A 26,479-nucleotide genomic window follows, 5' to 3' on the forward strand; every position below is an offset into this window, starting at 1 on the left:
TTTGCGTGGCGGATGTCGCAAATGAATCAATGCGCAACGTGATGGGCTGCGGCTCGCCGCGGAGTGTGAATTTTTTCCTGCACCGATGAGAGCTTTGTCTGAATTATGCGTCTTATGTCCGTTGTATCTGGCGTCGATACAATTCCACGCCTAGGATACGCGGCATGTTTTCAGGGAGTTTTTCGATGAACAAGACATTGGCTTTGTGTGCGCTGAGCGCAGGCCTGCTGCTCGCTGGTTGCCAGTCGGTCAATACCACCAGCGGCGGCGCTGTCGGCGTTGAGCGCAAGCAGTACATGTTCAGCATGTTGTCCTCGCAAGAGGTCGACCAGATGTACGCCCAGTCCTATACAAAGACTGTGGGTGAGGCGAGCAGCAAAGGCGTGCTGGACAAGACCAGCAACGATGCCAGGCGTGTTCAGGCCATTGCCGACCGGCTGATCGCCCAGGCTCCGAATTTCCGTCCGGATGCGGCGCAGTGGAAATGGGAAGTGAACCTGATCAAGAGCGACGAGCTCAATGCCAACTGTGGGCCTGGCGGCAAGATCTTTGTCTACACCGGGCTGATCGACAGTCTTCAACTCACAGACGATGAACTCGCCGCGGTCATGGGCCATGAAATCGCCCACGCCCTTCGCGAGCACGGTCGTGAGGCGATGTCCAAGGCGTACGGTATCGAAATGGCCAAGCAGGGCGCCGGTGCGTTGCTCGGGTTGGGCCAGGACAGCCTGGCCCTGGCGGACGCTGTAGCCAACTACGGCATGACCTTGCCCAACAGCCGTGCCAATGAAAACGAGGCGGACCTGATCGGCCTGGAATTGGCCGCCCGTGCCGGCTACAACCCGAACGCCGCGATCACCCTGTGGAACAAGATGAGCAAGGCCAGCGAAGGTGCTCCGCCGGAGTTTCTCAGCACGCACCCCTCTTCCAGCAGCCGGACTGCTGCGTTGCAGGCGGCGATTCCGAAGGTTATGCCGCTGTACGAGCAGGCCAGGAAGTACTGATAGTCATGCGGTGAGGCTGCTGGCCTCTTCGTCGGAACGCCGCCCGGAGCAAGCCCGCTCCCACACTGAATCTCCATTGACTGCAAATTTTGTGTGCGCTGGAGACCCCATGTAGGAGCGGGCTTACTCGCGAAGAACGATAACGCGGTCGAACGACCTATCGCGTCAAACCCACCCGCTGCTCTGCATCGCCTTGTACACCGCGACAATCGCCAGGATGAAGAACGCTGACGCCGCCAGTCGACGGATCAGGGTCAACGGCAATTTGTCCGCGGCAAAGTTACCGGCCAATACCACGGGCACGTTGGCAATCAGCATGCCGAGGGTGGTGCCGATAATCACCAGCCACAACTCCGGATATTGCGCGGCCAGCATCACGGTTGCGATTTGGGTCTTGTCGCCGATTTCCGCGAGGAAGAACGCGATCAGCGTGGTCAGGAACGGCCCGAACTTGCGGGCGGTGCTGGCTTCGTCGTCATCCATCTTGTCCGGCACCAGGGTCCACAGTGCGGTCGCGGCGAAGCTCGCGGCGAGGATCCAGTGCAGCATCGTATCCGAGAAGAAACTGCCGACCCAGGCGCCGACTGCACCGGCGGCCGCGTGGTTGGCCAAGGTCGCGGCAACGATACCGGCGATGATCGGCCAGGGCTTGCGGAAGCGAGCTGCGAGAATGAGCGCGAGCAGTTGCGTCTTGTCGCCGATTTCGGCCAAGGCAACGATTGCGGTAGGTACGAGGAGTGAATCCAGCATCAGGGGTTTTCCTAAGGGGCGGGTCGACACGGCTATGACACGTACAGCCTTCCCGCCCCGGGTAAGGTGTTCGTGTCATAGGTCTTGTCAAACCCTGCGATCCATCTGATGTGGATGCTTGGGTCGCATGCGCCATGGTCTGAGGACCAAGTATGTTGACGCATGCCGGACGAGCGTGGCGCTCGTGGGAGACTACTCCCCTAGGACGGAGCGGATTCTGCCTAGGCAAAATCCATTCGGCAAGCCTTCTTTTTCAAAAAAGCCTTAACCGCGCTTGGCCCGGTAGATGCGAAAACCCTGGCCTTCGGCCTTGATCGTACACGGGCCCAGATGCTCTTCGATCAGTGGCTGGTACTTCAGGAAGCTGTTCGCCACCAAGCGCAGTTCGCCGCCGTTTTTCAGATGTTTGGCCGATTTTCGCAGCAAGTTCTCCGTTGCGAAATAGTCGGTGTGCACACCGACATGGAACGGCGGGTTGCTCAGGATCGCACTCAAACCCATGGGAGCCGCATCGATTCCGTCACCGGTAATCACCTCGGCTTCCAGACCATTGGCTGCCAGTGTCAGACGACTGCTGGCGGCGGCAAAGGCGTCCACATCCAGCATCGTCACCTGATTGTGCGGGTAGCGACGTTTCACCGCCGCGCCCAAAACCCCTGCGCCGCAACCGAAATCGAGCAAGTGACCGCCGGGCAGTTTATCCAGGTGCTCCAGCAGCAGCGCGCTGCCGCGATCAAGGCGACCGTGGCTGAACACCCCTGGCAGGCTGATGACCTTCAACGGGCCTTCGGCCAGCGGCAGTTCGTAGGTCTGCGCCAGGCTTTCCAGCGGTTTGGCTTGTGGCGCATTGGCCACGGTGACCTGCCAGAGCTGGCAATGCCGCGCGCTATCGAGCTTGCGTGGCTTGCCGAATGGGTTGAGTTGTTTGGCGGCACCTTCGATGCCGCTTTTTTTCTCGCCCACCAGATACACCTCGCGACCTTCCAGCCGCGAGGCCACTGCGTTGAGGATGTAGTCGGTCAGGTCCCTGGCCTTGGGCAAAAACACCACGGCGCTATCGAACCCGCGCTCAGGCGCATTCACGCCAAAATGGCTGCGCCCGGCAAAGCGGGCTTCCAGCGCGGCCTGATCGCCGGCGTGCCAGCACCAGCCATGAGCCTCGGGCAGACGGCCCAGCAAGTCGTCGGCGGGCAAACCGGCCAACAGCACCGAACCCTGGAATAACTCGGCCTGACGAAGCAGTACTTCACTGCGCGGATCCATAACTGCTCCCGTGAAAAAAAGTGCCGCAGTTTATCAACTGACGACCCGCAGCGCCTTACCGCTGAAGTATCCCAGTGCGTTTTCGGTCACTTGGCCAACGATTCGCTGACGCGCTTCGCGGCTGCCCCAGGCGTTGTGCGGGGTGACGATCAGGCGCGGGATGTCGTGGGCCAGCAGCGGATTGCCATTGATGGGAGGCTCGACACTCAGTACGTCAGTGGCGGCGCCGCCCAGATGCCCGTTGCGCAAAGCGTCGGCCAGCGCCTGTTCGTCGATCAGGCCACCGCGGGCCGTGTTGATCACGAACGCACCGGGCTTCATTGAGGCCAGTTCACGGGCGCCGATGAAATGCCGGGTGTGTTCGTTGAGCGGGCAGTGCAGGGTCAGGGCATCGACCTTTGGTAACAGTTCATTCAGTGGCAGGCGGTCCGGCCGGGCAGGGCGCCCGGGAATTTGCCCCAGCAGAACGCGCATGCCGAAGGCTTCAGCCAGCCGCGCAACGGCGCCGCCCAATTCGCCATGCCCCAGCAGGCCAAGGGTTTTGCCTTCGAGTTCGACAATCGGGTAATCCAGTAAACAGAACTGTTTGGCCTGCTGCCAGCGGCCTGCGCCGACGGCTTTTTGATAATCGGCCAGGCGCGTGGCCAGGTTGAGCAGCAGCATGATCGTGTGCTGCGCCACCGATGGCGTACCGTAACCCTGGCAGTTGCACACAGTAATCCCGTGGGCGCGGGCGGCGGCGAGGTCGACGTTGTTGGTGCCGGTGGCGGTGATCAGGATCAGCTTGAGATCAGGGCTGGCGGCCATGGCGGCGGCATCGATCAGGATCTTGTTACTGATGGCGACGGTCGCGCCCTTGAGGTGTTCGATGACTTGATCGGGCAAGGTCTGGGCGAACAGCTGTAGTTCGCTGAAACAGCTGCGCAACGGGTTGAGGTCAAGGTCGCCGAGGTCCAGGGACGGGTGGTCGAGGAAAACGGCGCGGCGAGTGTTCGTCATCAACTGTACCTTTTGTGCAATGAACTGAAGGCGTAACCTGCCGAGCCTACCAGATGAAAAAAATAGTTACGCTTGGCCTGAAGGAGCCCCCATGTACTGGACAGAGTTCTTGACCGTTGCCCTGATTCACCTGCTGGCCGTGGCCAGCCCCGGCCCGGACTTTGCCGTGGTGGTGCGTGAGAGTGTTACCCATGGTCGTCGCGCGGGCACCTGGACCGCGCTGGGCGTAGGTACTGCGATTTTCCTGCATGTGGGTTATTCCCTGTTGGGTATCGGCCTGATCGTGTCCCAGTCGATCGTGCTGTTCAATGCCTTGAAATGGGCCGCCGCCGCTTACCTGCTGTACATCGGTTACAAGGCGCTGCGCGCGCAACCGGCCAAGCCTGTGGCGGACGATCTGCACAAGGAAGCCGGGGAGCGCACGGCCCGTGGTGCCTTCACCTCAGGTTTCGTCACCAATGGTCTCAACCCGAAAGCCACGCTGTTCTTCCTCTCGCTGTTCACCGTGGTGATCAACCCGCACACACCACTGGCCGTGCAGGCCGGTTACGGGGTTTACCTGGCGGCGGCGACAGCGACCTGGTTCTGCCTGGTGGCGATGTTGTTCAGCCAGCAGCGCGTACGCGCCGGTTTCGCACGCATGGGGCACTGGTTCGACCGGACCATGGGCGCGGTGCTGATTGCGATTGGCGTGAAGCTCGCCTTTACCGAGATGCACTGACCAGATATCTATCCTTGTAGGAGCGAGCATGCTCGCGATGCTCGTCAACGATAACACTTGTTATCTGGCACCCCGCGGGAATCCCGGGTTCATCGCGAGCTAGCTCGCTCCTGCAGGTAATCAAGCCCTTCGAATGATGGCGCAACGCTAGTATTCGCAGGGCTCTGCAAATCATTCCTTTGGCTGATTTGGCTGACGATCAAGGGCACTACAGTGCGTACTTTCAGTCACGTCCGTGCAGTCAGAAAAAGGGATTCTTATGTTGCAGACTCGCGTTATCCCCCCGGCCGAAGGTGCTTACCAGTATCCGCTGCTGATCAAGCGGCTACTGATGTCCGGTGCCCGTTATGAGAAAACCCGCGAGATCATCTACCGCGACAAGTTGCGCTACAGCTACCCGACCCTGATCGAGCGGGTCGCCCGTCTGGCCAACGTGCTGACAGCGGCCGGGGTCAAGCCCGGGGATGCCGTGGGTGTGATGGACTGGGACAGCCATCGTTACCTGGAATGCATGTTCGCCATCCCGATGATCGGTGCGGTGATCCACACCATCAACGTGCGTCTGTCGCCGGAACAGATCCTCTACACCATGAACCACGCCGAGGACCGCTTTGTGCTGGTCAACAGCGAGTTCATCGGCCTCTACAAGGCCATCGAAGGGCATCTGACCACAGTCGACAAAACCCTGCTGCTGACTGACCTGCCGGAAAAAACCGCTGACCTGCCGAACCTCGTCGGCGAATACGAGCAACTGCTGGCCGCGGCGAGCCCGCAGTACGACTTCGAGGATTTCGACGAAAACTCGGTCGCGACCACGTTCTATACCACCGGCACGACCGGTAATCCCAAGGGCGTGTACTTCACCCATCGGCAACTGGTGCTGCACACCATGGGCGTGTCGACCATCATGGGCGCGATCGATAGCGTGCGCCTGCTGGGCACCAACGACGTGTACATGCCGATCACCCCCATGTTCCACGTGCACGCCTGGGGCTTGCCGTATGTGGCGACCATGCTCGGACTCAAGCAGGTGTACCCCGGTCGCTATGACCCGGAGTATCTGGTGGAGTTGTGGCGCAAGGAGAAGGTCACGTTCTCCCATTGCGTACCGACCATCTTGCAGATGGTCCTCAATGCCAAGGCCGCGCAGAATGTCGACTTCGGCGGCTGGAAAATCGTCATCGGCGGCAGCGCCCTGAACCGCACGCTGTACGAGGCGGCCAAAGCCAAGGGCATTCAGTTGACCGCTGCGTACGGCATGTCGGAAACCGGGCCGCTGGTGTCGTGCGCGCACCTCAACGATGAATTGATGGCCGGCACTGAAGACGAGCGCACCACCTACCGAATCAAGGCCGGCGTACCGGGGCCACTGGTGGAGGCGGCGATCGTCGACACCGAGGGCAACTTCCTGCCCGCCGACGGCGAGACCCAGGGCGAGCTGGTGTTGCGCGCACCGTGGCTGACCGAGGGGTATTTCAACGAGCCGCAGAAGGGTGCCGAACTCTGGGCCGGTGGGTGGCTGCACACCGGCGACGTGGCGACCCTGGACAGTATGGGCGTGATCGACATTCGTGACCGCATCAAGGACGTGATCAAGACCGGTGGCGAGTGGATTTCCTCCCTGGACCTCGAAGACCTGATCAGCCGCCATGCGGCGGTACGCGAAGTAGCAGTGGTGGGGATACCTGATCCGCAATGGGGCGAGCGGCCCTTTGCCCTGCTGGTGCTCCGCGAGGGGCACGCAATCGGGGCCCGGGAACTCAAGGAACACCTCAAGCCGTTTGTGGAGCTGGGGCACTTGAGCAAGTGGGCGATTCCGAGCCAGATCGCCCTTGTTACTGAAATTCCCAAGACCAGTGTCGGCAAACTCGACAAGAAGCGCATTCGTGTCGACATCTCCGAATGGCAGGCCACCAACAGCACCTTCCTCTCGACGCTTTAAGCACCTCTCGGCGTGCCCGAAGGGGCACGCCAGCCCCACCAAGCAAGCGCTTGGCTTGTCAAATCGAAATTTTCAGCCATTCTTGCCGGGCCGACGGGCGTCGGACTGGCGAAAGGACTGTTCCAGAGTGGCTGGCAGCTGCAAATCACACTTTAGAGGGATCAAGCACTACTACCTGCTGGCTATAGTCCGCTCAAGGATTTTTAAGAACGGAGCAACCGCACAAACGGGGGCGATGCAACTTTGGAATGACTTTGGGATGCCATGGCTCCCGGTTATCCACAGCGTTTTTAGAAGTGCTCACTGCCATAACAATAAAGTGCACATGGAGTAGCGTCGATGACATCAGTTAACCAGTTCTGGCGCCGGGCGAAACTGCCCCTGGCTGTCAGTCTTGCCTCTACGCTCGCCGGGCCAGCATTCGGCGTCAGTTTCAACGTAGGTGAAATCGAAGGTCAGTTCGACTCATCCCTGTCGATTGGTGCCAGCTGGTCTACTCAGCAGCCGAACAAGAACCTCATCGGTGTCAACAACGGTGGCAGGGGTCTGTCCCAGACTTCTGATGACGGTCACCTGAACTTCAAGAGCGGGGAAACCTTCTCGAAGATCTTCAAGGGCATCCATGACCTTGAACTGAAATACGGCGATACCGGTGTTTTCGTCCGTGGCAAATACTGGTACGACTTTGAACTGAAAGACGAAAGCCGTCCGTTCAAGGACATCAGTGACGACGGCCGCAAGGAAGGCGCCAAGTCCGCTGGCACTCAACTCCTCGATGCCTTCGTCTACCACAACTACTCCATCGCCGATCAGCCAGGTTCCGTGCGCCTGGGCAAGCAGGTCGTGAGCTGGGGTGAAAGTACCTTCATCGGCGGCGGCATCAACTCGATCAACCCGATCGACGTGTCCGCGTTCCGCCGTCCGGGTGCCGAGATCAAGGAAGGCCTGATCCCGGTCAACATGTTCTACATCTCCCAGAGCCTGACCGAAAACCTCTCGGCCGAAGCCTTCTACCAACTGGAATGGGACCAGACCGTCGTCGACAACTGCGGCACGTTCTTCTCCCAACCGGACATCGTTGCCGACGGCTGCGACAACAACCTGCGCGTGCTGAACAAACGCTCGCAAATTCCGGCCATTGCCCTGGGGCCTTTGGCCGCCAACGGCGTCGACGTCAACGAAGAGGGTGTTCTGGTGCGTCGTGGCCCCGATCGTGATGCCCGTGACAGCGGTCAGTGGGGCGCCTCCTTCAAGTACATGTTCGATCCGCTGGACACCGAGTTCGGCGCCTACTTCATGAACTACCACAGCCGTGCGCCGATCTTCAGCGCCACCGGTGCGCCGCAGTCGGTCTACAACACGGCAGCGGGACTCCCAGGTCCGTTCGCCGCGCTGGCGCCATTGCTGGTGGCGGGTAATTCCCAGTACTTCATCGAATACCCGGAAGACATCCGCCTCTACGGTCTGAGCTTCTCCACCACCCTGCCTACCGGTACGGCGTGGAGCGGTGAGATCAGCTACCGTCCGAACGCTCCGGTGCAGCTCAATACCACCGACATCCTGTTCGCTGGCGTACGTCCTTTGAACGGCCTGGGCAACGCGTCGCTGCTGTCCGCTGCACCGGGTACTGACCTGCACGGCTATCGCCGTAAAGAGATCACCCAGTTCCAGACTACCCTGACGCACTTCTTTGACCAGGTCATGGGCGCCAGCCGTCTGACCCTGGTGGGCGAAGTGGGCGTGACTCATGTCGGCGGGCTGGAAAGCTCCTCCGATGTCCGTTACGGCCGCGACCCGGTCTACGGCCCGGGTGAGTTGCCTGCTACCAACGGCCAAAATACCTGCGTGACGCTCAACGCCGGCACCATCCGCGGGGCCGGCCCGGGTACTCCGACCAACAACCTCAGCCGCAATTGCACCAACGAAGGCTTCACCACCCCGACTTCGTGGGGCTACCGCGGTCGCGCCATCTGGGAATACAACGACGTGTTTGCCGGTGTGAACCTCAAGCCGAACGTTGCCTGGTCCCATGACGTGAGCGGTTACTCGCCTGGCCCTGGCGGCAACTTCGAGGAAGGCCGCAAGGCGGTGAGCCTGGGTGTCGACGCCGAGTACCAGAACACCTACACCGCGAGCCTGGCGTACACCAACTTCTTCGACGGCAAGTACACCACCGTGGATGACCGCGACTTCGTTGCGCTCAGCCTCGGCGTGAACTTCTAAGCACTGTATTCTCAGGACGAACGCACATATGAAAATAACAAAGAGTCTGTTCCACGCAGGTGTTCTGGGGCTTTCGCTGCTGGCGACCAGCGTCATGGCAGCGGTTCCCCAGGCCGAGGCCGACAAACTGGGCAAAAGCCTTACCCCAATGGGCGCCGAAATGGCGGGTAACGCCGACGGTTCGATCCCGGCCTGGAAGCCGATGCCGAAAAATGCCGGCACCGCTGACAGCAAAGGCTTCCTGTCCGATCCGTACGCCAGCGAAAAGCCGCTGTTCACCATCACGGCGCAGAACGTCGATCAGTACAAGGAAAAGCTCGCGCCGGGCCAGTACGCAATGTTCAAGCGCTACCCGGAAACCTTCAAGATGCCGGTGTACCCGTCCCACCGCGGTGCCACCGTGCCGGATGACGTGTTCGCCGCCATCAAGCGCAACGCCACCAACACCAACCTGGTGTCCGGCGGTAACGGTCTGGAAAACTTCGAAACGGCCGTGCCGTTCCCGATTCCGAAAAGCGGTGTGGAAGTCATCTGGAACCACATCACCCGCTATCGCGGGGGCAGCGTGACCCGTCTGGTGACCCAGGCCACACCACAGCCGAACGGTTCGTTCAGCCTGGTGTACTTCGAGGATCAGTTCGTGTTCCGCGACAAGATGAAGGATTACGACCCGAAAAACCCGGGCAACATCCTGTTCTACTTCAAGCAGAAAGTGACCGCGCCGGCACGTCTGGCCGGTGGTGTACTGCTGGTGCACGAAACCCTCGACCAGGTGAAGGAACCGCGCTCGGCGTGGGTCTACAACGCCGGCCAGCGTCGTGTGCGCCGTGCACCGCAAGTGTCCTATGACGGCCCGGGTACTGCAGCCGACGGCCTGCGTACCTCCGACAACCTGGATATGTACAACGGTGCACCGGATCGTTACGACTGGAAGCTCGAAGGCAAGAAAGAGATGTACATCGCCTCCGATGCCTACAAGCTCGACGATCCGAAGCTCAAGTACGCCGACATCATCAAGGCCGGCCACATCAACCAGGACCTGGCTCGTTACGAGTTGCGTCGTGTGTGGCATGTGGTTGCAACCCTGAAGGAAGGTCAGCGTCACATCTACGCCAAGCGTGACTTCTACATTGACGAAGACACCTGGCAAGCAGCGGTGATCGATCACTACGACGGTCGCGGTCAACTGTGGCGTGTGGCCGAGGCCCATGCCGAGAACTACTACGACAAGCAAGTACCGTGGTATGCCCTCGAAGCCCTGTATGACCTGCAATCGGGTCGTTACCTGGCGCTGGGCATGAAGAACGAAGAGAAGTCGGCCTATGACTTCGGCTTCACTGCCACCACCAGCGACTTCACCCCGGCAGCCTTGCGTCAGGATGGTGTTCGCTAAGGTGAACTGAGTAGCGACGCACCCTCTGAAAACGCCCCGACTGGTTCGGGGCGTTTTTTTTTGCTTGTAGTCTTTTTGTAGCCATTTGTAGCAATTACCTTCATTCCCTATCCGATTACGGCTAGTCTGCGGACATCTGCAACGCCGCCACCCGCAATTCAAACAAGAGCCGGCTATGACTGATTTGTCTACACCCCCAGGTTCTGCACACGTTGCCGTCGCGACACTCGACGGGCGCTTCTTCCGCCCGCCGTTGCCCGACGGCCATGTGCTGCGTCCACGTTTGTGCGAGCGCCTGAGTGCCGGGCTCGCAGGCAGGTTATTGCTGGTCAGCGCACCGGCAGGGTTCGGCAAGAGTTCGTTGGCGGTGGAGTTTTGTCAGGGATTGCCGGCGCACTGGCAAAGTCTCTGGCTGGGGTTGAGCCCGCGAGACAGTGACCCGGGGCGTTTTCTCGAGCGCCTGCTCGAAGGCCTTCAGGACTATTTCCCGCACCTGGGCAGGCAATCCCTCGGGCTGTTGAAAATGCGCCAACGCCATCAGCCGTTCGCATTCGAAGAATGGCTGGACGGCCTGCTCGACGAGTTGGCCGTGCACCTGTCCACCGCGAAGCCATTGCTGCTGGTGCTGGATGATTACCATCTGGCCCAGGGGCCGGTACTGGACCGCTGCCTGCAGTTTTTCCTCAATCATCTTCCCGATGGTTTGCTGGTGATGGTCACCAGTCGGCAACGTCCCGACTGGCACCTGGCGCGACTGCGGCTGTCGCGACAATTGCTTGAATTACATGAACAGGATTTACGCCTGACCCGTGAAGAGGCCTTGAGCCTGCTCGACCGGCACAGCAGTTCCTTGCGCGGTGAGGCACTGGAAAACCTGATCCAGCGCAGCGAAGGCTGGGTCGCGGGATTACGCTTCTGGCTGCTGGCCGCTTCGGAGGCGGGCACCGATGGCGCGCTGCCGCAATCCTTGCACGGTGGGGAAGGCCTGATCCGTGATTATCTACTGGAAGAAGTCATCGATTGCCTGCCCGCCGAGGTCCAGTCGTTCCTCTATGACACGGCGCCCCAGGAACGTTTTTGCAGCGAACTGTGCGATGCCGTTCGCGACGCCCATGACAGCGCAGAAATCCTGCGCTTCCTGTTGGCTCACCAGGTGTTCCTGGTGCCGCTGGACGAGCATGGCCATTGGTATCGTTACCACCACCTGTTTTCCGATCTGTTGCGTACGCGGCCGACTTCCCAGTCGATGGTCCCGGCCGCCAGCCTGCACCTGCGTGCCTGTCGCTGGTTCAATGCCCAGGGACTGCTCGATGAGGCCGTGGAGCAGGCCTTGCGAGCCGGACATCTGGACGTCGCGGCGAACCTGGTGCAGAACCTCTCCGAAGAGCAACTGCTGGCCGAGCAGAATGTCGGCATGTTGCTGCGCTGGAAAATGGATTTGCCTGACAGCTTGCTGATCAGCACGCCGCGACTGATCGTGCTGTATAGCTGGGCGTTGGGGATGGCTTGCCAACTGGATGCCGCCGAGGAGCTGGCCAGCCATTTGAGCCGCTTCCTGCCCGCTCCGTCGGCCACCGCCCAGAAGTCCATGCTGGCCCAATGGCTGGCATTGAGCGGCATCATTGCCCGTGGGCGCGGCAACCGCGAACTGACGCTGCGGTACTGCCGCGAAGCGTTGGAAAGTCTTCCGTCCAAGCGCTACGGCCAGCGCCTGATGTGCCTCTCGACCCTGTCCAACCTGGCCATTGCCGACGGTGATTTGTGGCAGGCACGGGGGCTTAACCGCGAGTCTCTGGAGCTGGCGCAACGGGTCGGCAACCCGTTGTTCGAAGCACTGGCGCATTACGACCGCGCCCGGGTGTTGCAAGCGCGCGGGGAAATCTGTCGGGCACTGGAAGAGGTCCGTCAGGGCATGCAGCGCCTGCAGAGCTTGTCTGCGCAACGGCTGTATGCGGTTCGCGCCCGGCTGACCTTGTACGAAGGCTTTTTGCTGGCCCTGCGCATGCAGCCACAATTGGCTCGGGTGCGGTTGCAGGCCGGGTTGAGCGAGGCGCGCGCCTGTCGTGACATCAGCGTACTTATCGGCCACTGCGTGATTGCCAGGCTGGAAGGCAGCAGCGGCGAGTTCGCCAAGGCCTTTGCCGAACTTGCCGAAGCCGAACGGCTGATGCACATCTGGGACGTGCCGCCGATCTACTACCTGGCGATGATCACCCTGGTCAAGTGTGAACTCTGGCTGGCCCAGGGGCGCACCGATCTGGCCGAAGCCTGGCTGGCGCGTCTGGGCCAGACCTATAACGGCGAAAACGGGGCAGCACCACCAGAGTTCCACCCGCAATTGCCGCTGCATATCGAATTGCAGCAAGCCTTGCTGGATGTCATCCAGGGCCAACCGATGCTGGCTGAAGGGCGTTTGAATGCGCTGCTTGAACATGGCCAGCAAAGCGGTCGGCAGATGCTCAGTGCCATGGCACTGACCCAGAAAGTGGCGTTATTGCTGGGCACCGGACGGGAACCGGAAGCACGCAAGGCACTGGCTCAGGCGCTGGACGTCGCCGGTGGCGGGGTGCTGCAACCCTTTGAGTGCTTGCTGGCCGGGTACCCGGACTGGCTGCGCGGGCAACTGCAACTCTGTCCGCCAACCCCGGTTTCCCTGAGCCTCAGTGAAAAACTGCCGGCATTGGCTGCCCGTTCCGGACTGGAGTCCAGCGTGGCTGCGGAACAGCTCAGCACGCGGGAACTGGCGGTATTGCGATTGATTGCCCAGGGCTGTTCGAACCAGGAAATCAGCGATCAGCTGTTTATCTCCCTGCACACGGTCAAGACCCATGCCAGCCACATCAACAGCAAGCTCGGGGTCGAACGGCGTACACAGGCTGTGGCGCGGGCCAAGGAGTTGGGGGTGCTGGATTAAGGATTTTTCACGATACAGATCGCGGCCATTGGCTTGATACTCAATTGTGCGAAAATCGCTCGTCCCCGTTTATCGAGCAGGCCCCGATGTCCCAGCAACCCACCCTCATTCGCGAAACCTTCCCCGTCGGCCCTTTGCAGTGCAACTGCACAATCATCGGCGATCCGGTGACGAAAAAGGCCATCGTTGTCGATCCGGGTGGCAATCATGAGCTGATCCTGGCGCGTCTGGATGCCCTGGGGCTGAAAGTGGTCAGCATCATTCATACCCATGCCCACCTCGATCATTTCCTCGCTTCCGGTCAACTCAAAGAGAAAACCGGCGCGACGCTGCACCTGCACAAGGAAGACCAGTTTCTGTGGGACAACCTGGAGATGCAGTGCCAGATGTTCGGTGTGCCTTATACCCCGGTGCCGTCACCGGATCGCTGGCTGGCCGATGATGAAGAGCTGGCCTGCGGCTGCGGCGTGGCGCTGCACACGCCGGGTCATACGCCGGGTTCCATGAGCTTCTGGTTCTCGGAGGCCAAGCTGCTGATTGCCGGCGACACGCTGTTTCGTCGCGGAGTCGGGCGCACGGACTTGTGGGGTGGCGATCAGGCGACCATAGTGCGTTCGATCAAGCAGCGTTTGTACACCCTCGACGAAGAGGCGACTGTGGTAGCCGGGCATGGTCCGGACACCCGTCTGGGCGATGAAATGCGCGAAAACCCGTTTGTACGGGCCTGATTTGTAACGAGCGGAATTTTTAATCCAGGAAGTGATCCAACGCCCGCAAAGGCTGATGCCTTGGTCCGTTGCACCACAGAATGCAAAAAAGTAGGAGCTTTACATGTTCACCACGCGTCGTTTGATTATTGTCGCTACGGCTGTGGCCGTTTTGTCCGGTTGTGCCACGCCTAACCCTTATGGCGGTCAGGGCCAGGCTCAGGGCCAGGCGGATAGCGGCTCCGAAGGCATGAGCAAGACCGCGAAATACGGTGGCCTCGGCGCGCTGGCCGGTGCGCTGGCCGGTGCTGCCATCAACCACGATAACCGTGGCAAGGGCGCGCTGATCGGTGCGGCAGTGGTCGGTGCATCCGCCGCCGGTTATGGCTACTACGCCGACCAGCAGGAGAAAAAGCTGCGCGCCAGCATGGCCAACACCGGTGTTGAGGTGCAGCGCCAAGGCGACCAGATCAAGCTGATCATGCCGGGCAACATCACGTTCGCTACCGATTCGGCGAACATTGCTCCAGGTTTCTATCAGCCGCTGAACAACCTGGCGGGCTCGCTGAAAGAGTTCAACCAGAACCAGATCGAAATTGTCGGCTATACCGACAGCACCGGCAGCCGCCAGCACAACATGGACCTGTCCCAGCGTCGTGCACAAAGCGTGGCCACCTACCTGACCTCGCAAGGTGTCAGCGGTACCAACCTGAGCGCTCGCGGCGCAGGTCCCGATAGCCCCGTTGCCAGCAACGGCGACGCCAATGGCCGGGCGCAGAACCGCCGTGTAGAGGTCAACCTCAAGGCGATTCCGGGTCAGGAGTATGGTGCTCAGCAGGGTACGGTTCAGTAGTACCTATAAGCTCTGACTGAATCCTGGGTGTAAAAGAACCGTTCGGTCCTTATGGGGGCGAACGGTTTTTTTGTGCTGTCTGTTCCGGCCTCTTCGTCGGATCGCCGCCCGGAGCAAGCCCGCTCCCACAGGGTTCTGGGTCGATCACGGATACTGTGGGAGCGGGCTTGCCCGCGAAGAGGCCCTGACAGACACCGAAAAAATTGGATCAGAAACAAAAAAGCCCCCGGACAATCACTTGTCCGGGGGCTTTTTATTGCGCGGGTCTGATTACTTCTTCAGGCCGTAATGCTCATCGAGCATGCCCGGCGCGTTCGGGGCTTTCGGTGCGTAGTCGCGAGGCGGCTCCTGATTGCGTGGCGGCGTCAGGCGTTCCCGTGGAGCTTGCGCCGCATCGGCGTGCAGGGAGGCCAGCAGGCGTTGGCGAGTCTGTTCGTCCAGGGCCAGGCGGTTGGCGCCCTCGGCGAGATGGTCCTGCACTTCCTGATAGCTCGCAGTCAGTTTCTTGACCAGCGTTGCAGTGCTGTTGAAGTGGGTCACCACTTCGTTCTGATAACTGTCGAAACGTTCCTGAATGTCGTCCAGCTGACGTTGCGTGCTGCTAGGCGCGGCATTCGGCGCAAGGCGAGCGATCAGAAACCCAATGGCGACACCCACAACCAGGGCAAGAGTCGGTAACAACCAAACTAAGAGCGAGTGTTCCACGAGTCCTTCCTCTATAAACGGCTTTGCTTTACGTTAACGGCTCGAACCTGCGCTGTATACCGCGATTCACTCGCAATAGACAGCCACAGACAATTTGCTAGACGAGTCGACCCGATTCGAGGTCACGGAGTTCCTTCCTTGCTTATGCGCGAAACCCCTGTAGTGATTGATGGCCCGGTCGGCCAATTGGAAGCACTGTACCTGGACAATGAGCAACCGCGCGGCCTGGCGCTCATCTGCCATCCGAACCCGGTGCAAGGCGGCACCATGCTCAACAAAGTGGTCTCGACCCTGCAGCGCACTGCGCGCGACGCCGGACTGATCACTCTGCGCTTCAACTATCGCGGCGTCGGTGCCAGCGAAGGCTCTCACGACATGGGCACCGGTGAAGTCGATGATGCCCAGGCAGTCGCCGAATGGTTTCGCGCCAGACACCCGCAATTGCCGCTGACCCTGTTCGGTTTTTCCTTCGGCGGTTTTGTTGCAGCAAGCCTTGGCGGGCGCCTCGAGGCCAAGGGCGAGCAGCTCAAGCACCTGTTCATGGTCGCGCCAGCAGTCATGCGCCTCGGCGATCAGGATCAGTTGCCGCAGCACGGCGAACTGACCTTGATCCAGCCGGAAACCGACGAAGTGATCGAACCACAAGTCGTTTATGAATGGTCCGACAAGCTCGAACGCCCCCATGAGCTGCTGAAAGTGGCAGAATGCGGACACTTTTTTCATGGCAAGCTGACCGATCTCAAGGATCTGATCCTGCCGCGTCTCTCGAATTGATTGCAGTCTGACAAGCGATTACCCATGACGACTCGTACCCGTATCCTCACCGGCATCACCACCACCGGCACGCCGCACCTGGGCAACTACGCTGGCGCCATCCGCCCGGCGATCCTTGCCAGCCGTGACAGCAATACCGATTCGTTCTACTTCCTGGCGGACTACCACGCCCTGATCAAGTGCGATGACCCGTTGCGCATCCAGCGCTCGCGCCTGGAAATCGCCGCGACCTGGCTGGCCGGTGGCCTGGATGTCGATCGCGTGACCTTCTACCGCCAGTCCGACATCCCGGAAATCCCCGAGCTGACCTGGCTGCTGACCTGCGTCGCTGCCAAGGGCCTGCTCAATCGCGCCCACGCCTACAAGGCTTCGGTGGACAAGAACGTCGAGACCGGCGAAGACCCGGACGCGGGCATCACCATGGGCCTGTACAGCTACCCGGTGCTGATGGCAGCGGACATCCTGATGTTCAACGCACACAAGGTGCCGGTCGGTCGTGACCAGATCCAGCACGTGGAAATGGCGCGGGACATCGGCCAGCGTTTCAACCACCTGTTTGGCCAGGGCAAGGAGTTCTTCACCATGCCCGAGGCGTTGATCGAGGAGAGCGTCGCCACGTTGCCGGGCCTGGATGGCCGCAAGATGTCGAAGAGCTACGACAACACCATTCCGTTGTTCAGCAGCGCCAAAGAGATGAAGGACGCGATTTCGCGGATCGTCACCGACTCCCGCGCGCCGGGCGAAGCCAAGGATCCGGACAATTCGCACCTGTTCACCCTGTTCCAGGCGTTCGCCACCCCGGTGCAGGCCGACGAGTTCCGCAGCGAGCTGTTGCAGGGCCTGGGTTGGGGCGAGGCGAAGAATCGCCTGTTCCAGCTGCTGGATAACGAACTGGGCGAATCCCGCGAGCGCTACAACCAACTGATCGAGCGTCCGGCGGATCTGGAAGACATCCTGCAACACGGCGCGAAAAAGGCCCGTGCGGTGGCGACACCGTTCCTCCACGAGCTGCGTGAAGCGGTGGGCCTGCGTTCCTTCGTTGCCCAGGCTCAAGTGGCGGTGACCACCAAGAAAAAAGCCGCGAAAGCCGCGCGTTTTGTCAGCTTCCGCGAGGACGACGGCAGTTTCCGCTTCCGTCTGCTGGCGGCTGATGGCGAACAACTGCTGCTGTCGCGCAATTTTGCTGATGGCAAAACCGCCGGCCAGGTGACCAAACAGCTGCAATCGGGTCAGCCTCTGGACGTGCGCGATGAAGATCTGAGCTTCAGCGTCTGGCTGGAAGGCGAGTGCGTTGCCGACAGCCCTGCGTTCGCTGATAGCGCCGCGCGAGATGCAGCGATCGAGGCCTTGCGGGTCGCCTTGACGCCAGTTCAGGAATAATCAACGGCCCGGCCCGACCAAGGGCTGATTGCCATTCCCACGGGCCGTCGCTACAGTGTCGGCCCGTTTTTGTTGCCTTGCTAACGAATTATGACGCCCCTAGAACGATATCAAGCTGATCTGAAACGCCCGGAATTCTTCCATGACGCCGCGCAGGAAACTGCCGTGCGTCATTTGCAGCGCCTGTACGACGACCTGGTCGCGGCCGAGCAGAACAAACCGGGCCTGCTGGGCAAGTTGTTTGGCAAGAAGGATCAGGCCCCGGTCAAGGGTTTGTACTTTTGGGGCGGCGTAGGTCGCGGCAAGACTTACCTGGTGGACACCTTCTTCGAGGCGCTGCCGTTCAAGGAAAAGTCCCGTACGCACTTCCACCGCTTCATGAAGCGCGTGCACGAGGAAATGAAAACTCTGGGCGGCGAGAAAAACCCGCTGACCATCATCGCCAAGCGTTTCGCCACCGAAGCCCGGGTCATCTGCTTCGATGAATTCTTCGTTTCCGACATCACCGACGCCATGATCCTCGGCACGCTGATGGAAGAGCTGTTCAAGAACGGCGTGACCCTGGTTGCGACTTCGAACATCGTGCCGGACGGCTTGTACAAGGACGGCTTGCAACGCGCCCGCTTCCTGCCGGCCATCGCGCTGATCAAGCAGAACACCGAAATCGTCAACGTCGACAGCGGTGTCGACTATCGCCTTCGTCACCTCGAGCAAGCCGAGCTGTTCCACTTCCCGCTCGACGAGGCGTCCCACGAAAGCCTGCGCAAGAGCTTCCGCGCGTTGACACCGGAATGCACGGCAGCGATCGAGAACGACGTGCTGATGATCGAAAACCGCGAGATCCGTGCCCTGCGCACCTGTGACGACGTGGCCTGGTTCGACTTCCGCGAATTGTGCGACGGCCCGCGCAGCCAGAACGACTACATCGAGCTGGGCAAGATCTTCCACGCCGTGTTGCTCAGCGGTGTCGAGCAGATGAGCGTCACCACCGACGACATCGCCCGACGCTTCATCAACATGGTCGACGAGTTCTACGACCGTAACGTGAAGCTGATCATTTCTGCTGAAGTCGAGCTTAAGGATCTGTACACCGGTGGTCGCCTGAACTTTGAGTTCCAGCGTACCCTGAGCCGTCTGCTGGAAATGCAGTCCCACGAATTCCTGTCTCGGGCGCATAAGCCATAAGCTATTCAAAAAGAGCACGAGTCGGAAAATAAAAAAGGCCTGCAATTGCAGGCCTTTTTTCTGTGCGCTGGAGGTTAACTGTAGGAGCGAGCTCGCTCGCGATGGACGTTAACGATAGCGCGTTCATTCGGGCTAAACGCATTGCTCCCGGATTCTTCGCGAGCAAGCTCGCTCCTACAGGATCTACGCCGCTTGTTGGAACTGCTGCCGATACTGGTTCGGCGACAACTCCGTGTGCTGTCGGAACAGTCGTGCGAAGAAGCTCGCATCGTCGTAACCGACTTCGTAACTGATGGTCTTGATGCTCTTGCGGCTGCCGGACAGCAAGCCCTTGGCGGTTTCGATGCGCAGGCGTTGCAGGTAATGCAGCGGCTTGTCACCGGTGGCGGTCTGGAAGCGGCGCATGAAGTTGCGGATGCTCATGCCGTGTTCGCGGGCGACGTCTTCGAAGCGGAACTTGTCGGCGAAGTGTTCTTCGAGCCAGTGCTGGATCTGCAGGATGATCACGTCCTGGTGCAGCTTCTGGCCGCCAAAACCGATGCGTCCAGGCGCGTAGCTGCGCTGCACCTCATACAGAATGTCCCGCGCAACGGCCTGGGACACATTGGCACCGCAGAAGCGTTCGATCAGGTAAATGTACAAATCGCACGCCGAGGTGGTGCCGCCGGCACAGTACAGGTTGTCGGCGTCGGTCAGGTGCTTGTCCTGATTGAGTTGAACCTGGGGGAAGCGTTCGGCGAAGGCATTGAAGAAGCGCCAGTAGGTGGTCGCTTCCTTGCCATTGAGCAGCCCGGCTTCGGCCAGCCAGAAAACACCGGTGGCCTCGCCGCACAGCACAGCGCCGCGCGCATGTTGCTGGCGTAGCCAGGGCAGGACTTGCGAGTAACGTTTGCAGAGGCTGTCGAAGTCGTCCCAGAACGCGGGAAGAACGATGATGTCGGCGTTTTCCAGGCCGCCATCCACCGGAATCATCACATCGCTGAAGGTGTTGACCGGTTTGCCATCGGGGCTGACCAGGCGGGTTTCGAACGCCGGTGTCAGGCCCTGGCCCAGCTGTTTGCCATAACGCAGGCTGGCGAGGTGGAAAAAATCCTTGGCTTGCATGAGGGTGGAAGCGAAAACCCGGTCGATGGCCAGGATGCTGACGCGCCGCAGGGGCGTGGAGGCTTGGTTAGACATAATTCAACTTTATTCTTATAGGGGAAAGTGGTCACCAGACGGCTGGATCGTCTTATTTTTTGTCGGATGTGTCCAGTGTCCTGTATCGGAAGCGAGGCATAGTCTCTGAAGGTCAACTCCCTCTAAAAACAAAGAAAAGGTGCCGCATGATCCCCAGAACCCTGTTCAGTTCCGAGCACGAGCTTTTCCGCGACAGCGTGCGAACGTTCCTCGAAAAAGAGGCGGTGCCGTTCCATGGGCAATGGGAAAAACAAGGCTATATCGACCGGCAGCTGTGGAACAAGGCAGGGGAGGCGGGGATGCTGTGCTCGCACCTGCCGGAAGAGTACGGCGGTCTGGGGGCGGACTTTCTCTACAGTGCGGTGGTGATCGAAGAAGTGGGGCGACTTGGCCTGACCGGCATCGGGTTTTCTCTGCACTCGGACATCGTGGCGCCGTACATCCTGCATTACGGCAGTGAAGCGCTGAAGCAGAAGTACCTGCCGAAACTGGTGTCCGGTGAGATGGTTACCGCGATTGCCATGACCGAGCCGGGCGCCGGTTCCGATCTGCAAGGCGTGAAAACCACGGCGGTGCTCGATGGCGATGAGTACGTGATCAACGGCTCCAAGACCTTCATCACCAACGGTTACCTGGCCGATCTGGTGATTGTCGTCGCCAAGACCGATCCGAAGGCTGGCGCGAAGGGAACCAGTCTGTTTCTGGTGGAGGCCGACACACCGGGCTTCGACAAGGGCAAGCGCCTGGAAAAGGTCGGGATGAAAGCCCAGGACACCTCGGAACTGTTTTTCCAGGACGTGCGTGTGCCCAAGGAAAACCTGCTGGGCCAGGCCGGGATGGGCTTTGCCTACCTGATGCAGGAGTTGCCTCAGGAGCGCCTCACGGTGGCCGTTGGCGGGCTGGCTTCAGCTGAAGCGGCGCTGCAATGGACGCTGGACTACACCCGCGAGCGCAAGGCGTTCGGCAAGTCGATCGCGGATTTCCAGAATACCCGGTTCAAGTTGGCGGAGATGGCCACGGAAATCCAGATCGGCCGCGTCTTCGTCGACCGCTGCCTGGAGCTGCACCTGCAAGGCAAGCTCGACGTGCCTACGGCGGCGATGGCCAAGTACTGGGGCACCGACCTGCAATGCAAGGTGCTCGACGAGTGCGTGCAATTGCACGGTGGTTACGGGTTCATGTGGGAGTACCCGATCGCACGGGCATGGGCGGATGCGCGGGTGCAGCGGATCTATGCCGGGACGAACGAGATCATGAAGGAGATCATTGCGCGGTCGCTTTGATTTGCGCTGACCGGGCGGACGCCATCGCGGGCGAGCCCGCTCCCACAGATATCACCGAACCTGTGGGAGCGGGCTTGCCCGCGATTGGTTTTAAAGATCAATCAAGGTGCCGGATTCGGATGATCCTTGTGAATCGCCTCGATCCCTTCCAGCACTTCCTCCGACAGTTTCAGATCGAAACTGGCAATGTTGCTCTCCAGTTGTTCCATGGTCGTTGCGCCAATGATGTTGCTGGTCACGAACGGCTGCTGCGTCACGAACGCCAGGGCCATTTGCGCCGGGTCCAGACCGTGTTCGCGGGCCAATGCCACGTAACGGCTGCAGGCTGCTTCCGACTGCGGGTTGAAATAGCGGCTGAAGCGGCTGTAGAGACTCAGGCGACCTTTTGGCGGGCGGGCGCCACCTTCGTACTTGCCTGACAGGAAGCCGAACGCCAGCGGCGAATAGGCGAGCAGGCCGCATTGCTCGCGGATGGCGATTTCCGCCAGGCCGACTTCAAAGCTGCGGTTGAGCAGGTTGTACGGGTTCTGGATCGACACGGCGCGCGGCCAGCCTCGGGCTTCGGCCAGGGCGAGAAAACGCATGGTGCCCCAGGGCGTCTCGTTGGACAGGCCAATGTGGCGGATCTTGCCGGCGCGAACCTGCTCGTCCAGCGCTTCGAGGGTATCCTCCAGCGGGGTCAGGTTGGCTTCGATCTTGTGCTTGTAGCCGAGCTGGCCGAAGAAGTTGGTGCTGCGCTCCGGCCAGTGCAGCTGGTACAGGTCGATGTAGTCGGTCTGCAGGCGCTTGAGGCTGGCATCCACGGCTTCGGTGATGTGCTGTCGGTTGTGCCGAAGGTTCTTGTCACGGATGTAGTCGATGGTGTTGCCGGGGCCGGCGATCTTGCTGGCCAGGATCCAGTCTGCGCGGTCGCCGCGGCTTTTGAAGTAATTGCCGATATAGCGTTCGGTGGTGGCGTAGGTTTCGGCCTTGGGTGGCACCGGGTACATCTCGGCGGTGTCGATGAAGTTGATCCCGGCAGCCTTGGCCCGCTCGATCTGGGCGAAGGCGTCTGCCTCGCTGTTTTGCTCGCCCCAGGTCATGGTTCCGAGGCAGATGGCGCTCACGTTCAGGTTCGTTCGGCCTAGCTGGCGATAGTCCATCGGGTGCTCCTTGGGCAAAACAATCATAAAAGCAGGTTGAATTATTTTTCACAATCTGCATAATTGCGCACCTCTTTCTGCAGTGGAAGTGATGCGCCGCCGCCGAAGAATCTTGCCGTTGAACGGACGCGCCGACCCGAGCCCCCGAAAGCGTCTGTATCCGGCTGCCTTTGACTTGTCAAAGTACGCACTATTCAGTAAGATCCGCCGTCTAATTTACAGGGCGGCCCCTGAGGCTATAAAGAATGAAAACTTTTACTGCTAAACCGGAAACAGTAAAGCGCGACTGGTTTGTCGTCGACGCTGCTGGTCAGACCCTGGGTCGTCTGGCCACCGAAATCGCGAGCCGTCTGCGTGGCAAGCACAAGCCTGAGTACACTCCTCACGTTGACACCGGCGACTACATCGTCGTAATCAACGCTGAGCAGATCCGTGTTACCGGTGCTAAAACCACTGACAAAATGTACTACTCCCACTCCGGTTTCCCGGGCGGCATCAAGTCGATCAACTTTGAAAAGCTGATCGCCAAGGCCCCTGAGCGCGTGATCGAGACCGCGGTCAAAGGCATGCTGCCTAAGAACCCGCTGGGTCGCGACATGTACCGTAAGCTGAAAGTCTATGCGGGCGCTGCACACCCTCATACTGCTCAGCAGCCCCAAGAACTGAAGATTTAACGGAATAGTTCATTATGTCGGCGACTCAAAATTACGGCACTGGCCGTCGCAAGACCGCAACCGCACGCGTTTTCCTGCGTCCGGGTACTGGTAACATCTCCATCAACAACCGTTCGCTGGATAATTTCTTCGGCCGCGAAACTGCCCGCATGGTAGTTCGTCAGCCGCTGGAATTGACTGAGACTGTCGAGAAGTTCGACATCTACGTCACCGTGATCGGCGGTGGTGTAAGTGGTCAGGCTGGCGCAATCCGCCACGGTATCACTCGCGCTCTGATGGACTACGACGAGACTCTGCGCAGCGCCCTGCGTAAAGCCGGCTTCGTAACCCGCGATGCTCGTGAAGTTGAACGTAAGAAAGTCGGTCTGCGTAAAGCGCGTAAGCGTCCGCAGTACTCGAAGCGTTAATTCGCTTTCACGTTCAAAAAAGAACGCCCAGTATCCTCACGGAGCTGGGCGTTTTTTTATGCCTGCGATTTATCAAAGAATTGCGCTGTGACAACTTGCCACATCCGCAGGCGCCCTATACTACAAGGCTTGGGGGTGATGGGCTCCGGTAATTACCTTGTCAGGATTGGGGCTTTTCATTACCATTCGGCAAAATTTTTATAAGTACATAGATTTACTTAGTAGATGCCTGATTTAACAGGCCACAAAGCTGATGGGAGAGGACTGAATGAGCAATGACGGCGTGAATGCAGGCCGGCGTCGCTTCTTGGTAGCAGCCACATCCGTGGTGGGTGCTGCAGGAGCGGTGGGGGCTGCGGTCCCGTTCGTGGGGTCATGGTTTCCCAGTGCCAAGGCGAAAGCCGCAGGTGCACCGGTGAAAGTGAATGTCAGCAAAGTCGAGCCAGGCCAGCAGATGATTGCTGAGTGGCGCGGCCAGCCGGTGTTCATTGTCCGCCGTACACCGGAAATCCTGGGGAATCTGAAGAAGATCGAGGGCCAGCTCGTTGATCCGACCTCCAAGAACTCGACACAACCGACTTACGTTGATCCGGAAACCCGTTCGATCAAGCCTGAGGTTCTGCTGCTGATTGGTATCTGCACGCACCTGGGTTGCTCGCCGACCTTCCGTCCTGAAGTGGCACCTGCGGATCTGGGTAAAGACTGGGTGGGTGGTTATTTCTGCCCTTGCCACGGTTCCCACTACGATCTGGCTGGTCGCGTCTACAAGTCGCAACCTGCGCCTTTGAACCTGCCAGTTCCCCCGCATTCCTATGAGACCGATGAGATCATTATCATTGGCGTCGATACGGAGAAAGCGTGATGAGCAAGTTCATGGATTGGGTTGACGCACGCTTTCCCGCCACCAAGATGTGGGAAGACCATCTCAGCAAGTATTACGCTCCGAAGAACTTCAACTTCTTCTACTTCTTTGGCTCCCTGGCACTGCTCGTGCTGGTCAATCAGATCGTTACCGGTGTCTGGCTGACCATGAGCTACAACCCGTCGGCGGAGGAGGCGTTTGCTTCCGTCGAATACATCATGCGCGATGTCGAGTACGGCTCGATCCTGCGTCTGCTGCACTCCACCGGCGCTTCGGCGTTCTTCATCGTGGTCTATCTGCACATGTTCCGTGGCCTGCTCTACGGTTCGTACCAGAAGCCGCGTGAACTGGTGTGGGTCTTCGGCATGCTGATCTACCTGGCGCTGATGGCTGAGGCCTTCATGGGCTACCTGCTGCCGTGGGGGCAGATGTCCTACTGGGGTGCCCAGGTGATCATCTCGCTGTTCGGTGCGATACCGGTCATCGGCAACGACCTGACCCAGTGGATTCGTGGTGACTACCTGATTTCCGGCATTACCCTGAACCGCTTCTTCGCCTTGCACGTGGTTGCCCTGCCGATCGTTATCCTGGGTCTGGTGGTGCTGCACATCCTGGCGTTGCACGAAGTGGGTTCGAACAACCCGGACGGTGTGGACATCAAGAAGCACAAGGACGAAAACGGCATACCGCTGGACGGCATTGCCTTCCACCCGTACTACACCGTGAAAGATATCGTCGGTGTGGTGGTGTTCCTGTTCATCTTCTGCTCGATCGTGTTCTTCTTCCCGGAAATGGGCGGCTACTTCCTCGAAAAGCCGAACTTTGAAGTGGCGAACGCCTTCAAGACCCCAGAGCACATCGCTCCGGTCTGGTACTTCACCCCGTTCTACGCCATCTTGCGTGCGATTCCGGACAAGCTCCTGGGTGTGATCGCCATGGGCGCTGCCATTGCCGTGCTGTTCGTCCTGCCATGGCTGGACCGTAGCCCGGTCAAGTCGATGCGCTACAAGGGCTGGCTGAGCAAGATCTGGCTCTGGGTGTTCTGCATCGCGTTCGTGATCCTGGGCGTGCTGGGCGTATTGGCCCCAACCCCTGAGCGTACGCTGCTGTCGCAGGTGTGTACCTTCCTGTACTTCGCCTACTTCATTCTGATGCCGTTCTACACCAGGCTCGAGAAGACCAAACCGGTTCCGGAAAGGGTGACTGGCTGATGAAAAAACTATTTGCTGTATTGATGCTTGCTGCGCTGCCAGTGTTCGCTTTCGCAGCTGAACACGGTGGCCCCGAGCTGGAAAAAGTCGACATCGACGTTTCCGATAAAGCAGCCATGCAGGATGGCGCACGTACGTTCGCCAACTACTGCATGGGTTGCCACAGTGCCAAGTTCCAGCGCTACGAGCGTGTTGCCGACGACCTGGGCATTCCCCATGAGTTGATGATGGAGAAGCTGATGTTCACCGGCGCCAAGATCGGCGACCACATGAGCATCGGCATGCAGCCGGCGGACGCCAAGGCCTGGTTTGGTGCTGCGCCACCGGACCTGACCCTGGTTGCCCGTGTTCGCGGTACTGACTGGCTCTACGGTTACCTGAGGTCGTTCTACGAAGATCCGGCGCGCCCATGGGGTGTGAATAACAAGGTCTTCCCGAACGTGGGTATGCCTAACGTCCTGGCCGGCCTGCAAGGTCGCCAAGTGGTTGGCTGCAAACAGGTTCAGATCGTCGAAGACGGCAAGAAACAATATGATCCTCTGACCGGTACGGCGCTGACTCATGAAGCGTGCGATCAGTTGACCATTGTGCCGAAAAGCGGTGCCCTGACTGCAGAGCAGTTCGATGAGAAGGTCAAGAATCTGGTAACCTTCCTGGCTTACTCGGCTAACCCGGTTAAGCTGCAACATCAGCGCATCGGTACGTACGTATTGTTGTACCTGGCGTTCTTCTTCGTATTCGCTTACCTGCTCAAGCGCGAATACTGGAAAGACGTGCACTGATAAAGCTTCAAGCTATTGCTGTTAATCGCGCGCGCCCAAGGGCGCCTCTGAGGATGTAGCGAAACTGGTAATCCAGTCGTTACGGGAGGCGCCCTCTGGGCGCGCTCGTTTTTCCGCGTTCGATTA

23 protein-coding genes and 1 riboswitch are annotated in these 26,479 nt (G+C 59.7%); of the genes, 17 read left to right on the forward strand and 6 right to left on the reverse strand.

Annotation, left to right across the window (positions count from 1 at the left end; all coding sequences use genetic code 11):
- Window positions 1-185 precede the first annotated feature (185 nt).
- A complete protein-coding gene (locus tag PMI31_RS05145) occupies window positions 186-1,004 on the forward strand; it encodes a M48 family metallopeptidase (RefSeq protein ID WP_008016664.1) in 819 nt (272 codons plus the stop codon).
- Between the two features lie 165 nt (window positions 1,005-1,169).
- Here PMI31_RS05145 and PMI31_RS05150 read toward each other — a convergent pair whose 3' ends face one another.
- From PMI31_RS05150 to PMI31_RS05160, 3 genes are all read right to left on the reverse strand, one after another.
- Window positions 1,170-1,754 (reverse strand): TMEM165/GDT1 family protein, encoded by a 585-nt coding sequence (locus tag PMI31_RS05150; protein WP_008016665.1) that lies wholly within the window; start codon window positions 1,752-1,754, stop codon window positions 1,170-1,172.
- An 89-nt stretch (window positions 1,755-1,843) separates the two neighbouring features.
- Window positions 1,844-1,968, reverse strand: a riboswitch (yybP-ykoY riboswitch).
- A 50-nt stretch (window positions 1,969-2,018) separates the two neighbouring features.
- Window positions 2,019-3,017 (reverse strand): class I SAM-dependent methyltransferase, encoded by a 999-nt coding sequence (locus PMI31_RS05155; protein ID WP_008016666.1) that lies wholly within the window; start codon window positions 3,015-3,017, stop codon window positions 2,019-2,021.
- 33 nt (window positions 3,018-3,050) lie between these two features.
- Window positions 3,051-4,016 (reverse strand): 2-hydroxyacid dehydrogenase, encoded by a 966-nt coding sequence (locus PMI31_RS05160; RefSeq protein WP_008016667.1) that lies wholly within the window; start codon window positions 4,014-4,016, stop codon window positions 3,051-3,053.
- 91 nt (window positions 4,017-4,107) lie between these two features.
- Between PMI31_RS05160 and PMI31_RS05165 the strand changes: the two genes are divergently transcribed.
- From PMI31_RS05165 to PMI31_RS05195, 7 genes are all read left to right on the forward strand, one after another.
- The gene (locus tag PMI31_RS05165) at window positions 4,108-4,737 is read left to right on the forward strand and encodes a LysE family translocator (protein WP_007972540.1); all 630 of its coding nucleotides are present in this window, start codon (window positions 4,108-4,110) and stop codon (window positions 4,735-4,737) included.
- 259 nt (window positions 4,738-4,996) lie between these two features.
- Window positions 4,997-6,679, forward strand: coding sequence for a fatty acid--CoA ligase (locus PMI31_RS05170; protein WP_008016668.1), 1,683 nt, complete (start codon window positions 4,997-4,999; stop codon window positions 6,677-6,679).
- A 339-nt stretch (window positions 6,680-7,018) separates the two neighbouring features.
- Window positions 7,019-8,902, forward strand: a complete 1,884-nt coding sequence (locus tag PMI31_RS05175) for a DUF1302 domain-containing protein (RefSeq protein WP_008016670.1) — start codon at window positions 7,019-7,021, stop codon at window positions 8,900-8,902.
- A gap of 28 nt (window positions 8,903-8,930) precedes the next feature.
- Window positions 8,931-10,295: a DUF1329 domain-containing protein gene (locus PMI31_RS05180; RefSeq protein ID WP_008016671.1), complete on the forward strand. Its 1,365-nt coding sequence runs from the start codon at window positions 8,931-8,933 to the stop codon at window positions 10,293-10,295.
- Between the two features lie 175 nt (window positions 10,296-10,470).
- On the forward strand, window positions 10,471-13,209 hold the full coding sequence (locus PMI31_RS05185) for a LuxR C-terminal-related transcriptional regulator (protein ID WP_008016674.1): 2,739 nt from the start codon (window positions 10,471-10,473) through the stop codon (window positions 13,207-13,209).
- An 86-nt stretch (window positions 13,210-13,295) separates the two neighbouring features.
- A complete protein-coding gene (locus tag PMI31_RS05190) occupies window positions 13,296-13,937 on the forward strand; it encodes an MBL fold metallo-hydrolase (RefSeq protein ID WP_008016675.1) in 642 nt (213 codons plus the stop codon).
- Between the two features lie 103 nt (window positions 13,938-14,040).
- Window positions 14,041-14,769: an OmpA family lipoprotein gene (locus tag PMI31_RS05195; RefSeq protein ID WP_008016676.1), complete on the forward strand. Its 729-nt coding sequence runs from the start codon at window positions 14,041-14,043 to the stop codon at window positions 14,767-14,769.
- 270 nt (window positions 14,770-15,039) lie between these two features.
- On the opposite strand, the gene PMI31_RS05200 is transcribed toward PMI31_RS05195, so the two are convergent.
- Window positions 15,040-15,474 (reverse strand): YhcB family protein, encoded by a 435-nt coding sequence (locus PMI31_RS05200; RefSeq protein WP_008016678.1) that lies wholly within the window; start codon window positions 15,472-15,474, stop codon window positions 15,040-15,042.
- 144 nt (window positions 15,475-15,618) lie between these two features.
- Between PMI31_RS05200 and PMI31_RS05205 the strand changes: the two genes are divergently transcribed.
- The 3 genes from PMI31_RS05205 (at window position 15,619) to zapE (ending at window position 18,813) form a co-directional block, all read left to right on the forward strand.
- Window positions 15,619-16,248 carry an alpha/beta hydrolase gene (locus tag PMI31_RS05205; RefSeq protein ID WP_043302215.1) on the forward strand — a complete coding sequence of 210 codons (630 nt, stop codon included), beginning with the start codon at window positions 15,619-15,621 and terminating at the stop codon, window positions 16,246-16,248.
- Window positions 16,249-16,272: 24 nt separating this feature from the next.
- Window positions 16,273-17,628, forward strand: a complete 1,356-nt coding sequence (locus PMI31_RS05210; RefSeq protein WP_008016680.1) for a tryptophan--tRNA ligase — start codon at window positions 16,273-16,275, stop codon at window positions 17,626-17,628.
- Between the two features lie 90 nt (window positions 17,629-17,718).
- Window positions 17,719-18,813 (forward strand): cell division protein ZapE, encoded by a 1,095-nt coding sequence (zapE, locus tag PMI31_RS05215; protein ID WP_043302216.1) that lies wholly within the window; start codon window positions 17,719-17,721, stop codon window positions 18,811-18,813.
- 183 nt (window positions 18,814-18,996) lie between these two features.
- Here zapE and PMI31_RS05220 read toward each other — a convergent pair whose 3' ends face one another.
- Complete coding sequence (locus PMI31_RS05220; RefSeq protein WP_177323552.1) at window positions 18,997-19,917, reverse strand: GlxA family transcriptional regulator; 921 nt, start codon at window positions 19,915-19,917, stop codon at window positions 18,997-18,999.
- A gap of 221 nt (window positions 19,918-20,138) precedes the next feature.
- Here PMI31_RS05220 and PMI31_RS05225 point away from each other — a divergent pair, with 221 nt between their 5' ends.
- Window positions 20,139-21,275, forward strand: coding sequence for an acyl-CoA dehydrogenase family protein (locus PMI31_RS05225; protein WP_008016683.1), 1,137 nt, complete (start codon window positions 20,139-20,141; stop codon window positions 21,273-21,275).
- Window positions 21,276-21,376: 101 nt separating this feature from the next.
- Here the strand turns inward: PMI31_RS05225 and PMI31_RS05230 are convergent, their stop codons facing one another.
- The gene (locus PMI31_RS05230; protein ID WP_008016684.1) at window positions 21,377-22,417 is read right to left on the reverse strand and encodes an NADP(H)-dependent aldo-keto reductase; all 1,041 of its coding nucleotides are present in this window, start codon (window positions 22,415-22,417) and stop codon (window positions 21,377-21,379) included.
- 245 nt (window positions 22,418-22,662) lie between these two features.
- On the opposite strand from PMI31_RS05230, the gene rplM reads away from it, so the two are divergent.
- The 5 genes from rplM to PMI31_RS05255 all read left to right on the forward strand — a co-directional run bounded on the left by rplM (window position 22,663) and on the right by PMI31_RS05255 (window position 26,353).
- Window positions 22,663-23,091: a 50S ribosomal protein L13 gene (gene rplM, locus PMI31_RS05235; RefSeq protein WP_003228062.1), complete on the forward strand. Its 429-nt coding sequence runs from the start codon at window positions 22,663-22,665 to the stop codon at window positions 23,089-23,091.
- 14 nt (window positions 23,092-23,105) lie between these two features.
- The gene (gene rpsI / locus PMI31_RS05240; RefSeq protein WP_003228056.1) at window positions 23,106-23,498 is read left to right on the forward strand and encodes a 30S ribosomal protein S9; all 393 of its coding nucleotides are present in this window, start codon (window positions 23,106-23,108) and stop codon (window positions 23,496-23,498) included.
- A gap of 268 nt (window positions 23,499-23,766) precedes the next feature.
- On the forward strand, window positions 23,767-24,360 hold the full coding sequence (petA, locus tag PMI31_RS05245) for a ubiquinol-cytochrome c reductase iron-sulfur subunit (protein ID WP_008016685.1): 594 nt from the start codon (window positions 23,767-23,769) through the stop codon (window positions 24,358-24,360).
- Window positions 24,360-25,571, forward strand: a complete 1,212-nt coding sequence (locus tag PMI31_RS05250; RefSeq protein WP_008016686.1) for a cytochrome b — start codon at window positions 24,360-24,362, stop codon at window positions 25,569-25,571. The genes petA and PMI31_RS05250 overlap by 1 nt, the downstream gene beginning before the upstream one ends.
- Window positions 25,571-26,353: a cytochrome c1 gene (locus tag PMI31_RS05255; protein ID WP_008016687.1), complete on the forward strand. Its 783-nt coding sequence runs from the start codon at window positions 25,571-25,573 to the stop codon at window positions 26,351-26,353. The genes PMI31_RS05250 and PMI31_RS05255 overlap by 1 nt, the downstream gene beginning before the upstream one ends.
- The last annotated feature ends 126 nt before the right edge of the window (window positions 26,354-26,479 follow it).

This window comes from Pseudomonas sp. GM55, assembly GCF_000282395.1.
In the GTDB taxonomy this organism is placed as follows: Bacteria; Pseudomonadota; Gammaproteobacteria; order Pseudomonadales; family Pseudomonadaceae; genus Aquipseudomonas; species Aquipseudomonas fluorescens_CC.

Excerpts from the sequence above, each read along its gene's own strand:
- PMI31_RS05145 (WP_008016664.1), top strand. The coding sequence starts at position 186 with ATGAACAAGACATTGGCTTTGTGTGCGCTGAGCGCAGGCCTGCTGCTC.
- PMI31_RS05150 (WP_008016665.1), bottom strand. The coding sequence starts at position 1,754 with ATGCTGGATTCACTCCTCGTACCTACCGCAATCGTTGCCTTGGCCGAA.
- PMI31_RS05155 (WP_008016666.1), bottom strand. The coding sequence starts at position 3,017 with ATGGATCCGCGCAGTGAAGTACTGCTTCGTCAGGCCGAGTTATTCCAG.
- PMI31_RS05160 (WP_008016667.1), bottom strand. The coding sequence starts at position 4,016 with ATGACGAACACTCGCCGCGCCGTTTTCCTCGACCACCCGTCCCTGGAC.
- PMI31_RS05165 (WP_007972540.1), top strand. The coding sequence starts at position 4,108 with ATGTACTGGACAGAGTTCTTGACCGTTGCCCTGATTCACCTGCTGGCC.
- PMI31_RS05170 (WP_008016668.1), top strand. The coding sequence starts at position 4,997 with ATGTTGCAGACTCGCGTTATCCCCCCGGCCGAAGGTGCTTACCAGTAT.
- PMI31_RS05175 (WP_008016670.1), top strand. The coding sequence starts at position 7,019 with ATGACATCAGTTAACCAGTTCTGGCGCCGGGCGAAACTGCCCCTGGCT.
- PMI31_RS05180 (WP_008016671.1), top strand. The coding sequence starts at position 8,931 with ATGAAAATAACAAAGAGTCTGTTCCACGCAGGTGTTCTGGGGCTTTCG.
- PMI31_RS05185 (WP_008016674.1), top strand. The coding sequence starts at position 10,471 with ATGACTGATTTGTCTACACCCCCAGGTTCTGCACACGTTGCCGTCGCG.
- PMI31_RS05190 (WP_008016675.1), top strand. The coding sequence starts at position 13,296 with ATGTCCCAGCAACCCACCCTCATTCGCGAAACCTTCCCCGTCGGCCCT.
- PMI31_RS05195 (WP_008016676.1), top strand. The coding sequence starts at position 14,041 with ATGTTCACCACGCGTCGTTTGATTATTGTCGCTACGGCTGTGGCCGTT.
- PMI31_RS05205 (WP_043302215.1), top strand. The coding sequence starts at position 15,619 with ATGCGCGAAACCCCTGTAGTGATTGATGGCCCGGTCGGCCAATTGGAA.
- PMI31_RS05210 (WP_008016680.1), top strand. The coding sequence starts at position 16,273 with ATGACGACTCGTACCCGTATCCTCACCGGCATCACCACCACCGGCACG.
- zapE (WP_043302216.1), top strand. The coding sequence starts at position 17,719 with ATGACGCCCCTAGAACGATATCAAGCTGATCTGAAACGCCCGGAATTC.
- PMI31_RS05220 (WP_177323552.1), bottom strand. The coding sequence starts at position 19,917 with ATGCAAGCCAAGGATTTTTTCCACCTCGCCAGCCTGCGTTATGGCAAA.
- PMI31_RS05225 (WP_008016683.1), top strand. The coding sequence starts at position 20,139 with ATGATCCCCAGAACCCTGTTCAGTTCCGAGCACGAGCTTTTCCGCGAC.
- PMI31_RS05230 (WP_008016684.1), bottom strand. The coding sequence starts at position 22,417 with ATGGACTATCGCCAGCTAGGCCGAACGAACCTGAACGTGAGCGCCATC.
- rplM (WP_003228062.1), top strand. The coding sequence starts at position 22,663 with ATGAAAACTTTTACTGCTAAACCGGAAACAGTAAAGCGCGACTGGTTT.
- rpsI (WP_003228056.1), top strand. The coding sequence starts at position 23,106 with ATGTCGGCGACTCAAAATTACGGCACTGGCCGTCGCAAGACCGCAACC.
- petA (WP_008016685.1), top strand. The coding sequence starts at position 23,767 with ATGAGCAATGACGGCGTGAATGCAGGCCGGCGTCGCTTCTTGGTAGCA.
- PMI31_RS05250 (WP_008016686.1), top strand. The coding sequence starts at position 24,360 with ATGAGCAAGTTCATGGATTGGGTTGACGCACGCTTTCCCGCCACCAAG.
- PMI31_RS05255 (WP_008016687.1), top strand. The coding sequence starts at position 25,571 with ATGAAAAAACTATTTGCTGTATTGATGCTTGCTGCGCTGCCAGTGTTC.